A 10,556-nucleotide genomic window follows, 5' to 3' on the forward strand; every position below is an offset into this window, starting at 1 on the left:
GGCGAGCTTGTCGCGGGGATGGGCCTGGCCGAGGGGAAGCGCCAGATACGCGAGCAAAGCCTGGGCTTTCTTCGTCGGCAGGGCGACGGCGCCACCGGGGTCGAGCCTGGCCTGAAAGCCGCCGAGGAGGGTGAGGCCGAGTCGCGCCATGTCACCTCCGAGGGAGCCCACCCTATCACTTTTGACGCCACTTTTAACGCTGGCCTCGACGGATTCATAACGCTCGGCGGCGTACAACGGGCGCTGGAGGAGAAACCCGATGAAAGCTCACGAGTCCGGACGCCGGGATCGAATCGTGCTCGCAGGGATCGCCTCCCTTCTTCTGCTCCTCTGGAATGGGCCGGGCGCTGCACAGCCGAAGGATCCGGCCGCTCAGCCACAGGGTCTCGGAGTCCAGGAGCATCAGGTCGGAGGCGTCGACGTGGTCTTGCTCGAGGTGCGGCGCACCGCCGGCGACGTCCTGACGGTCAAGTGGCAGTATCGCAACACCACGAACGAGCGAAAGCGGCTGACGGACGAGCGGACCGGCTGGATCGATCCGTATCGGCTCGCGGTGGACGCGTACGTGCTGGACGACCGGAACAGGACGAAATATCCGGTCGCGCAGGACGACCAGCGGAACCCGATCGCCGCGCGGCACGGCGGCCAGAACGAGTATGTCTTCGTGGGGCCGAAGCAGACGCTCTCGACGTGGGCAAAGTTCGCGGCGCCGCCGGCCGGCGTCGAACGGGTCACCATTCAAATCCCGGGCGCCGGCCTCTTCGAGAACGTTCCCATCGGCAGGTAGACACGGGCCGCATCGATGGACCCCACGGAGAAGGGCATGACGTTCATCGTCAGGATCACGGACGCCGGCGCGGGCGGGCTCCGCGGCGTCGTCGAGCGGGTCCGGACGGGACGCAAGGAGCAGGTCCACACGGTCGAGGACATCGGTCGCGTCATCGCGGCGATGGCCCTCGGGAAGGAGGAGACGATGTCACTCAGAGGCAAGCACGCACTGGTCACGGGAGGGTCGCGCGGGATCGGCCGCGGCATCGCCCTGAAGCTCGCCGAGTCCGGGGCGAAGGTGGCCGTCCATTACTATGTCAACGAGGGCGCCGCCCAGGAGACCCTCCAGCGGGTGCGCAAGCACGGCGCCGACGGGTTCCTCGTGCAGGCCGACGTCTCGCGCCCGGACGACGTCAAGCGGATGTTCGGCGAGGTCCGGCAGCGCTTCGGGACGCTCGACGTCTTCGTCGCCAACGCGCGGCCGGAGGCGGCGAAGTTCTACCAGACGCCGATGGAGATCACGCTCGAGGCCTGGGACCACGCGATGGACTCGCAGGCCAAGGCGTTCCTGGTCGGCGTGCGCGAGGCGGTGCCGATGATGGGCGCGGGCGGGCGCATCCTGGCGATCACCTACGCGCCCGGCGGCCAGAAGGGCACGTGGCAGCCCTGGGTTGCGATGGGCTCGGCGAAGGCCGCGCTCGAGTCGCTCGTGCGCTACTTCGCGGTGACCCTCGCGCCGCGCGGGATCACCGTCAACTCGGTGAGCCCCGGCCTCACGGACGACAGCGTGCTGCAGAGCTTCGGCGACGCCGCAGTGGACGTCGCGCGCAAGTGGCACGGGAGCGGCTTCACGCCGATGGGGCGGATGGGGACGCCGGCGGACATCGGCAACGTCGTCGCGCTGCTCTGCTCGCCCGACGCGGGGTGGATCACGGGCCAGCTCATCTACGCCGACGGCGGCGCCTCGCTGGTGGACACGCTGCTGCCGCTCGAGATCCAGCGGGGATGACCGGGCGCCCAGCACGCTCACGATGAGGCGGGATTCTTCGCAGCCGCTAGGCGGAGGGGGCGACGACGCGGGCTCAGCGCTCCTTCACGAGGACGACGAGGACGCGGGCGGGCTGCCTCGTCTCGTTCAGCGACTGGTGCACGGTGCCCTTGGCGGCGTACTCGATCTCGCCGGGCCTCACCACGCGCCGGCCCCGGCCCTGTGTCACGACGGTGAACGCGCCCTCGAGGACGTAGGCGAACTCGTTCGCGACGGCCGCGTGCTCCTCACCGCGGAATCCGGGCGGGAAGACGAGCTCGAAGACCGCGACCTGGTCGTTGTCTAGGATCAGCTTCTCGCCGACCGCCTGCGCGCCGCCGTCGGCGCCGACGAGCCCGCCGGCGATGAGGACGGCGACGACCACGAGCGCCAGACCGACCGCGTTGCGCTTGCTCACCCGCGCACCCCCTGTCGTCCCGCGATGTCAGCGCGGCCGCCGCGTGCGCGGCCTAAAAGACGACAGGCGGCGCGGGGCCGCCTGTCGACTGTCCCACCGGGGCGCGGCGCGCGCTAGAGCGACTGGCGCATCGCGGTCCGCGAGGGCATCGGGACGCCGCGCTCGCGGGCGATCTGGTCGAGCTCCTGGGGGAGCGCGAAGCGGACGTCCTCCTCCACCACGTGGACCTCGCGCACCGCGACCCCGTTGCCGCTGAGGGCGGCCACCGTCTCGCTCACCAGCATCTCCGGTGTCGAGGCGCCCGCCGTGACGCCGACGCGCACGGCCCCGGCGAGCCACTCGGGGCGGATGTCGCTCACGTCGTTGATGAGGTAGGCCTGGGTGCCCACGGTCTTCGCGACCTCGACCAGCCGGTTCGCGTTCGAGCTGTTCGCGGCGCCGATGACGAGCAGCACGTCCACGTCGCTCGCGAGCCGCTTGACCGCGGCCTGGCGGTTCTGGGTCGCGTAGCAGATGTCGTCGCGCGAGGGCCCGACGATCTTGGGGAACTTGCGCCGGAGCGCGTCGATCACGTCGCGCGTGTCGTCCACGGAGAGCGTCGTCTGGGTGAGGTACGCGATCTTGCTCGGGTCCGGCGGCCGGAGTTTCTCGACCTCCTCCGCGCTGGCGATCACGTGGATGCGGTCCGGCGCTTCGCCGAGGGTGCCGATCACCTCGTCGTGGTCCTGGTGGCCGATCAGGACGATCGAGTAGTTCTCGCGCCCGTAGCGGATGGCCTCGAGGTGGACCTTGGTCACCAGCGGGCACGTCGCGTCGATGACACGCAGGCCCCGCCGCTCGGCCTCGCGGCGCACCTCCGGCGAGATCCCGTGGGCGCTGAAGATGACGGTCGCGCCGTCGGGCACCTCGTCGAGCTCGTCCACGAAGATCGCGCCCTTCGTGCGGAGCTCCTCGACGACGTGCCGGTTGTGGACGATCTCCTTGCGCACGTAGACGGGCGGGTCGCAGACCGACAGCGCCAGCTCGACGATGTCGATGGCCCGCTCCACGCCGGCGCAGAAGCCGCGCGGCCCCGCCAGCAGGATCTCGGCGATCGCGGATTTCATCCGGCCCCCCTCACCGGAAATAGTACGACATTCCGGCCACGCCCACGTGCGAATCCCAGCCGCGGTTGGGCCGGGCGGTGTTGCCGTTGGAGTTGTGCTCGTAGCGGTAGCCGGCGTAGAGCGTGGTCGAGTCGGTGATGAAGACCGATCCGCCGACGCCGGCCCAGAGGAGGAACGAAAAGTCGGAGGCGATCTCCTTCACCTGGAGGTCGGTCCCGCCGGCCGCCCCCGCGAGCTCCGCGTACGGCACGAAGCGCCCGAGCGCCAAGAAGTGGTAGCGGAAGACCGCCGCGAGGCCCGCCCAGAACGCCGGCTTCGGGTCCGTGTACCGCTGATAGAAGGGCTCGACGCCGATCTCGAGCGCGCCGCGGAGCGGGCCGTCGCCACCGAAGCTCTCGAAGGGCAGGAGCGACGTGCGGACCCCGAGGTTGAAGAGTTCGAGGTTGCTCTGCGTGCGGTGCCGTTCGAGGTTGAACTGTGCGCCGCGGCCGCCCTCGACCGAGAGGACGTAGGTACCCTTCGCGAAGGTCTGCGTGTTGTCGAACGCCGCCGCCGGCGCGGCGAGCGCCCAGAGCGCCAGGACCCCCGCGGCGAGCCCGGTCCACCGGTTCACGGTTCGATGAGCACCTTGAGCGCCTCGCCCTTTGCCATGAGGTCGAGCGCCTGCCTGACGGCCTCGAGCGGCATCCGGTGGGTGATCAGGCCGTCGGGCACCAGCACCCCGGACTCCATGAGGTCCACCGCCCGGCGGATCAGCTCGGGCGTGTGATGGAACGCCCCCAGGAGCGTCAACTCTTCGTAATGCGCCCGGCGCGTGTCCAACGTGATCGACGTGCCGGGCGCACAGCCTCCAAAGAATACCACGCTGCCCCCGCGGCCCGTCGCGTCCACGGCCTCTTCCCACACCTCCGGGTGCCCCGTCGCGTCGATCGCGACCTCGGCGCCGCGGCCTCCGGTCAGGCTGCGGATGGCGCCGACGACGTCCTCGGTTCCGGTCGCGTCGAGGCACTCCCCGATGCCGAGCTCGCGGACCCGGTCGAGCCGCCACCCGGCCTTGCCCACGAGCACGACCCGCGCCTTCCGGGCGACCGCCGCGAGGCCCAGGAGACAGCCGAGGGGGCCCACGCCGAAGATCACCACCGTCTGACCGGACTCGACCCGCGCGCGCTCGACGCCGAGGAGCGCGCACGCGAGCGGCTCGGCGAACGCCGCGCGCGCCGCGGAGAGCCCGCGTCCCAGGGGCACGACGTTCTTCGCGACGAGACGCGGGGGCAGGGCGATGAACTCGCCGTAGGCGCCGTTGACGAACAGGAGGTCCTCGCACAGGTTCGGTCGGCCCGCGAGGCAGAGCCGGCAGTCGCCGCACGGCGCCGAGTTCGCCGCGACGACCCGGTCGCCCTCCCTGAAGCGCCGGACTCCCGCGCCCGCGGCGGTCACCGTGCCGGCGAGCTCGTGGCCGAAGACGGTGGGGATCTTCGGGATCATCACCGGATGGCCGCGGCGGAGCGTCTTCACGTCGGTGCCGCAGGTGAGGGCGGCGTCGATCCGGACCACGAGCTCGCCCGCGGCGGGCTCGGGCACGGGAAGCTCCTCGTGCCGGAGGTCGTCGGGACCGTGGAAGACGACCGCCCTCACGGCGTCACGTACACCTTGAGCGCCTCGCGGCGGCGCATCAGGTCCACGCCGCGGTGGAGCCCGCCGAGCGAGATCCGGTGCGTGACGAGCCGCTCGGGCGCGACCGCGCCGCTCGCGATCAGCCGGAACGCCTCGGCGAGGTCGGCGGGCGAGGACGAGTAGGTCGCGGTGACCGTCAGCTCGCGATGGTAGAGCGTGTCGAGCCGGATCGGCAGGGCGTCCCCCGCGCCGCCGGCGAAGTAGTGGACGCTCCCGCCGTCGCGCAGGATCTCGGCGGCCCACGGCAGGACCTCGGAGCCGCCGCCGGTGACGATGACCTGGTCGGCGCCGCGTCCCTCGGAGAGCTCGCGCTGCGCCGCCGCCGCGACCTCCGCGGGCCCGGCCGCGGCCGCGCCCATGCGCTTGGCGACGTCGGCGCGCTCGGCGATCGGGTCGCAGCCGACGACGGTGACGCCCGCGTGGGCGAGGAGCCGTACGAACAGGCAGCCGATCGAGCCGAGCCCGAGGACCACGGTGGTGTCGCCCGGCTCGATGCGCGCGCGCCGCAGCGCCCGGAGGCAGCAGGCCAGCGGCTCGACGAACGACGCCGCCTCGTCACTCACGTGTCGGGGCACGCGGAACATCGCGTGCCGGACGTTCGGCGCGGGGACGCGGACGTACTCGGCGAAGCCCCCCGGGTCGAGGTTCGACGCCTTGAAGGCCGCGCACATGGACTCGCTGCCGCGGCGGCAGTAGTGGCAGTCGCCGCACGGCACGTGGTGGGCGGCGACGACCCGGTCGCCGATCGCGCAGCCGGCGACGCCCGCGCCGAGCGCCGCCACCTCGCCGACGACCTCGTGGCCGAGCACGGCGGGCACCCGCGTCCGCGGGTCCACGATCTTCGCGATGTCCGAGCCGCAGAGCCCGCAGCCCTTGAGGCGCAGCAGCACCTCGCCCTCGCCGATGACCGGGCGCGGCCACTCCTCGGCGGCGAGCCTGCCGCCCTCACGCAGGACCGCGGCCTTCATAGGCTCGCCCTCACGCGGCGCGCTCCTGGGCCGGGCGGCCGAACCGCGCCCCGACCCAGCAGCGAACGGCAATCGCGACTTTCCGCGCCGTCGGCACGACGATGCGCTCCCCGAAGACCTGGAAGCGTCGCGCCTCGATCTCCTCGAGGAGCGCCTGGTAGATCCGCCCCATGATCTCGGCGGGCACCAGGGCGCGCGCGTCGGCCGCCGGGAAGCTCGCGCGCGCAAGCCGGTAGAAACGCCGCGCCCGCTCCGCCTGGTGGGTCATGAGCGCCACGAACCGGTCCGTGTGCCGGCCCGCGCGCAGGTCCTCGAACGTCACGCCGAACTTCCGGAGGTCCTCCTGCGGGACGTAGACGCGCCCGTCCCGCGCGTCGGCGCCGACGTCGCGGATGATGTTCGTGAGCTGGAGCGCCGTGCCGAGGTGGATCGCGTAGTCGCGCGCGCGGGGGTCCGTGTAGCCGAAGATCTCGATGCAGCAGAGGCCGACGGCGGAGGCGACACGGTAGCAGTAGGGCCGGAGGTCCTCGGCGGTCTCGTACGCGACGCGGTCGAGGTCCATCTCGACGCCGTCGACGATCGCCAGCAGCGCGTCGCGCGGGATCGCGAACGCGCGCACCGCCGCCTGGAGCCGCCGCGCGAGCGGGTGCTCGGGCGCGCCGTCGGGCGCGTAGCAGCGCGCGACCTCGTCGCGCCAGCGCCCAAGCTCGCGGCGCCGCGCGGCGACGTCGGTCTCGCGGGCGGCGCCGAGGTCCGCGACGTCGTCCACCGTCCGGCAGAACGCGTAGACGGCGTAGAGGGCCTCGCGTCGCGGCCGCGGCAGCGTGAGGAACGCGTAGTAGAAGTTCGAGCGGCTCTTCCGGGTGAGACGCGCGGCGAGGTCGGCGATCATGCCGTCTTCCTCGCCCCGAGCTTGACATAGCCGTGCGCGGAAAACCACTCGGCCGCGTCGCCGAGCGCCACGCGCACGTCGGTCTGCGGCAGGCCGAGCTCCCGCACCGCCTTCGCCGGGCTGAAGTACATGCGCTTCCGGGCCATGCGCACCGCGGTGAGCGGCACCCTCGGCACGCCACCCGTCACGCGCGCGGCGGCCTCCATGGACAGGGCCGCCAGCCACGCGACCGCGTACGGGATACGCAGGCGCGGCGGGCGGATGCCGGTGATCTCCGACAGGAGCAGGCCGATCTCCGCGAGCGAGAGGTTCGCGTTGCCGAGGATGTACTTCTCGCCGACGCGGCCGCGCTCGGCCGCGAGGATGTGGCCGCGCGCGACGTCGCGCACGTGGACGAGGTTGAGCCCCGTGTCGAGCGTCGCGAACATCTTGCCGTCGAGGAAATCCGCCACCATCCGGCCCGTCGGCGTGGGCTTCACGTCCCAGGGGCCGACCGGCGCCGAGGGGTTCACGATCACGACCGGGAGCCCCTGCTGGGCGAAACCGAGGGCCACCTGCTCGGCGAGGAACTTCGAGGTCTTGTAGGGGCCGACCATGTCGCGCAGCGAGACCGGCGTGTCCTCCGTGCCCGGGGCGCCGTCCTTCGGCAGCCCGAGCGCGCCGACGGTCGACGTGTAGACGACGCGGCGCACGCCGTGCTCGGCAGCCGCCTCGAGGACGGCGCGGGTGCCGCCGACGTTGGCGCGATGGAGCTCCCCCGGGTCGCGGGCCCAGAGGCGATAGTCCGCCGCGACGTGGAAGACCGTGTCGGCGCCCCGCACCGCCCGGCGCAGCGAGGCGGGATCGAGGAGGTCGCCCTCGGCGATCTCGACGTCTAGCCCGGCGAGCGCCCGCCGGTCGCCCCGCGGCCGCGCGAGGACGCGCACCGCACGGCCGTCGTGGAGGAGCTCGCGGACCAGGTTCGCCCCGACGAAGCCGGTGCCCCCGGTGACGAGCGCCCGGGTCATTGTAGCGGGGTCCGCGAGGCCGGGGTGGACCGTGGGTGGCCTGAGAGAGGCGCGCGTGGCGTCATTGTCGCGAGGTCCGCGAGGCCGGGGGCACTCTAGGACCTCGCGATGCGGCCGAGGGCCTGCGCCACCGCCTTCAGCGCGGCGGCGGTGCCGCTCCGGAGCGTCATCGCGTCGGCGATCGCGCGCGGCCGCGCGAGCACCGCGCGGACCGCCCGCACGGTGCGGACGCGCCCGTCGGGCTCGACGACCGCCGCGAGGTCGGCGGGGACGCCCCGGTCCGCCGGATCGCTCACGCCGCGGATCACCGCCGCGGGGACGCCCCGCGCGCGCGCCCAGGCGAGGACCGCCGCCGACTCCATGTCGCACGCGAGCGCCCGCGTCTCGACCCACAGGCGCGCCTTCGCCGCCGGCGTCGTGACGACGTCGCTCACCGTCGCGAGCGCGCCGGCGCGCGCGAGCCCGCCGACCTCGACCGTCGCGAGGCGCTCGCCGCCCGGGCCCAGGACGGCCTCGGGCACGACGAGGTCGCCCTCGCGCAGCTCGGGCGACAGCGCGCCACAGACGCCCGCGGAGACCACGAGGGCGGGCGGCGCCAGACGGACGGCGCGCGTCTCGAGGAGGCGGGCGCGGGGGCCGACGCAGATCAGCTCGAGCGCGCCGGCGCCGAAGTGGGGCCAGTCGTCGCCGCCGAGCGCGGGCAGGCCGAGCAGGCGCGCGAGCGTGCGCGCCTCGAGGTCGACGGCGGTGAAGACCGCGACGCGGGTCACGCGCGCGACGCCGGCTTCTTGGACTCTTTGGCGCGGAGCCAGGCCGCGTAGGAGGTGCCGGCCGCCGTGTCCTTGCCGGTGAAGCGGATGGTGCGGATGTCGGCGTAGCGGATCTCGTAGGGGCCGGCGCCCGCGCGGTCGAACATCTGGACGAAGGGCTCGGCCGCGTCGCGCTCGCGGTTGAAGAGGTAACCCTCGAATTCGGAGCCGTCGCGCTTCACGACCGTGACGTTGCCGCGGTAGTCGAAGGCGCGCTCGACGACCTCGTCGAGCGTGAGCCCGGGGCCGGGCTCGGGCGCCCAGCCCTCGGGGGTCTCGTCCGTCATCGGCGCGCTAGAACCGGCCGGTGACCGTCGCGACGACCGTGTCGCGGAAGCCGCGCCAGGAGCTGAACGTGTGGTTCACGGCCGTGGGCTCGTAGCCGCAGTGGACCATGCAGTCGCGGCACTTCTCGTTGCCGCTCTGCCGCCCGTAGCGCTCCCACTGCGTCGTCTCGAGGAGCTCGCGGAAGGTCTTCGCGTAGCCCTCCTGCAGGAGGTAGCACGGGCGCTGCCAGCCGAACATGTTGTAGGTCGGGTTCCCCCAGGGGGTGCACTCGAAGTCCTGCTTGCCCATGAGGAACTGGAGGAAGAGCGGCGACTGGTTGAACTTCCAGCGCCGCTTCGGATTCGCGAGCATGGTCCCGAACAGCTCGTGGGCGCGCTGGCGGCGGAGGAAGTGCTCCTGGTCGGGCGCCTTCGAGTAGCTGTAGCCCGGCGACACCATCATGCCCTCGACGCCCAGGTCCATCATCGCGTCGAAGAACTCGCGCACGCGCAGCGGGTTGGCGCCGTCGAAGAGCGTCGTGTTGGTGGTCACGCGGAAGCCCCGGCGCAGCGCCTCGCGGATCCCCTCCACCGCCTCGTCGAAGACGCCATCGCGGCACACCGCCTCGTCGTGCTCCTCGCGCAGGCCGTCCATGTGGATGCTGAAGGAGAGATACTTCGAGGGCTCGAAGATCCCCGCCTCGAGCTTCTCCTTGAGGAGGATCGCGTTGGTGCAGAGGTAGACGTACTTCTTCCGCGCGACGAGCTCGCGCACGAGGGGGCCGATCTCCGGGTACATGAGCGGCTCGCCGCCGGGGATCGACACCATCGGCGCGCCGCACTCGTCCACCGCGGCGAGGCACTGCTCGACGCTCAGGTGCTTCTTGAGGATCTGCGCCGGGTACTGGATCTTGCCGCACCCCGCGCAGGCCAGGTTGCAGCGGAAGAGCGGCTCGAGCATGAGCACGAGCGGATAGCGCGCGTTGCCCCGGAGCCGCTGCCCGAGGACGTACGACGCGACCGCCCACATCTGCGAGAGGGGTACGCTCATGCCTGCTGGACTCCCCGGCTGGGGAGCGCCGGCGCCGCGCCCGGCTCCCCCCGCACGTATCGAATCGTCGCGCCCATCGCGGCGTGGAGCGCGATGCCGGCGGCGAGCAGCGCCCACTCGCCGATCCACGCCGTGACCGCCAGATTGAATGCGAGCACGACGTAGTATAGCGCGACTCCGGTCCAGACGCGTCCACCGAGCGCGGACACCGCGACCGGAGCCCCGTGCGCCTGTGGCGGGCCACCGACAGACCCCGCGAGCAACAGGTAGACGGCGACCCCGAGGGCGCCGACGATCACCCACCCCGCGAAGTTGGACAGGGGCACTCCGAAGTACGCGCCGCCCTCGGGGTAGTAGAAGATCCGCCCCAGGAACCATCGGTCGCCACGCACGGCCAGCGGGTCGATGACGACGTCGAGCGCCATCATGAGGGCGCCGGCGGTGAGCGCGAGCGTCCCGCGCCGCGGCGCGCGCCGGATGAGCACCGCGCGGGCGAGGCAGAAGGACGCGTAGGTGAGGAAGGTGAACGAGAGCGCGTCCATGAACGGCACGTCGGCGACGTAGAGCTCC

At 72.5% G+C, this 10,556-nt stretch carries 13 protein-coding genes; 2 read left to right on the forward strand and 11 right to left on the reverse strand.

Features of this window, described 5'->3' with window-relative positions; all coding sequences use genetic code 11:
• The first annotated feature begins 421 nt into the window (after nucleotides 1–421).
• Both VKG64_09975 and VKG64_09980 read left to right on the forward strand, forming a co-directional pair.
• Nucleotides 422–787 (forward strand): hypothetical protein, encoded by a 366-nt coding sequence (locus VKG64_09975; protein HKB25368.1) that lies wholly within the window; start codon nucleotides 422–424, stop codon nucleotides 785–787.
• A gap of 15 nt (nucleotides 788–802) precedes the next feature.
• Nucleotides 803–1,777 carry an SDR family oxidoreductase gene (locus tag VKG64_09980; GenBank protein HKB25369.1) on the forward strand — a complete coding sequence of 325 codons (975 nt, stop codon included), beginning with the start codon at nucleotides 803–805 and terminating at the stop codon, nucleotides 1,775–1,777.
• 73 nt (nucleotides 1,778–1,850) lie between these two features.
• On the opposite strand, the gene VKG64_09985 is transcribed toward VKG64_09980, so the two are convergent.
• The 11 genes from VKG64_09985 to VKG64_10035 all read right to left on the reverse strand — a co-directional run.
• A complete protein-coding gene (locus tag VKG64_09985) occupies nucleotides 1,851–2,213 on the reverse strand; it encodes a cupin domain-containing protein (GenBank protein HKB25370.1) in 363 nt (120 codons plus the stop codon).
• 113 nt (nucleotides 2,214–2,326) lie between these two features.
• Nucleotides 2,327–3,319, reverse strand: a complete 993-nt coding sequence (ispH, locus tag VKG64_09990; GenBank protein HKB25371.1) for a 4-hydroxy-3-methylbut-2-enyl diphosphate reductase — start codon at nucleotides 3,317–3,319, stop codon at nucleotides 2,327–2,329.
• A 10-nt stretch (nucleotides 3,320–3,329) separates the two neighbouring features.
• Nucleotides 3,330–3,932: an acyloxyacyl hydrolase gene (locus VKG64_09995; protein ID HKB25372.1), complete on the reverse strand. Its 603-nt coding sequence runs from the start codon at nucleotides 3,930–3,932 to the stop codon at nucleotides 3,330–3,332.
• On the reverse strand, nucleotides 3,929–4,954 hold the full coding sequence (locus VKG64_10000; GenBank protein HKB25373.1) for a zinc-binding dehydrogenase: 1,026 nt from the start codon (nucleotides 4,952–4,954) through the stop codon (nucleotides 3,929–3,931). The genes VKG64_09995 and VKG64_10000 overlap by 4 nt, the downstream gene beginning before the upstream one ends.
• Entirely contained in the window at nucleotides 4,951–5,961 is a 1,011-nt protein-coding gene (locus VKG64_10005) for an alcohol dehydrogenase catalytic domain-containing protein (GenBank protein HKB25374.1), read from the reverse strand. Before VKG64_10005 ends, VKG64_10000 begins: the two co-directional genes overlap by 4 nt.
• Nucleotides 5,962–5,971: 10 nt before the next feature.
• Nucleotides 5,972–6,853, reverse strand: a complete 882-nt coding sequence (hpnD, locus tag VKG64_10010) for a presqualene diphosphate synthase HpnD (protein HKB25375.1) — start codon at nucleotides 6,851–6,853, stop codon at nucleotides 5,972–5,974.
• The gene (gene hpnA / locus VKG64_10015) at nucleotides 6,850–7,860 is read right to left on the reverse strand and encodes a hopanoid-associated sugar epimerase (protein ID HKB25376.1); all 1,011 of its coding nucleotides are present in this window, start codon (nucleotides 7,858–7,860) and stop codon (nucleotides 6,850–6,852) included. Before hpnA ends, hpnD begins: the two co-directional genes overlap by 4 nt.
• A gap of 95 nt (nucleotides 7,861–7,955) precedes the next feature.
• On the reverse strand, nucleotides 7,956–8,630 hold the full coding sequence (locus VKG64_10020) for a hypothetical protein (GenBank protein HKB25377.1): 675 nt from the start codon (nucleotides 8,628–8,630) through the stop codon (nucleotides 7,956–7,958).
• Nucleotides 8,627–8,956, reverse strand: a complete 330-nt coding sequence (locus VKG64_10025; GenBank protein HKB25378.1) for a hypothetical protein — start codon at nucleotides 8,954–8,956, stop codon at nucleotides 8,627–8,629. Before VKG64_10025 ends, VKG64_10020 begins: the two co-directional genes overlap by 4 nt.
• A gap of 7 nt (nucleotides 8,957–8,963) precedes the next feature.
• Nucleotides 8,964–9,986 (reverse strand): adenosyl-hopene transferase HpnH, encoded by a 1,023-nt coding sequence (gene hpnH, locus VKG64_10030; GenBank protein HKB25379.1) that lies wholly within the window; start codon nucleotides 9,984–9,986, stop codon nucleotides 8,964–8,966.
• A partial coding sequence (locus VKG64_10035) for a carotenoid biosynthesis protein (protein ID HKB25380.1) occupies nucleotides 9,983–10,556 on the reverse strand: 574 nt, incomplete at its 5' end. The genes VKG64_10035 and hpnH, both read right to left, overlap by 4 nt.

The organism is Candidatus Methylomirabilota bacterium (assembly GCA_035260325.1).
In the GTDB taxonomy this organism is placed as follows: domain Bacteria; phylum Methylomirabilota; class Methylomirabilia; order Rokubacteriales; family CSP1-6; genus AR19.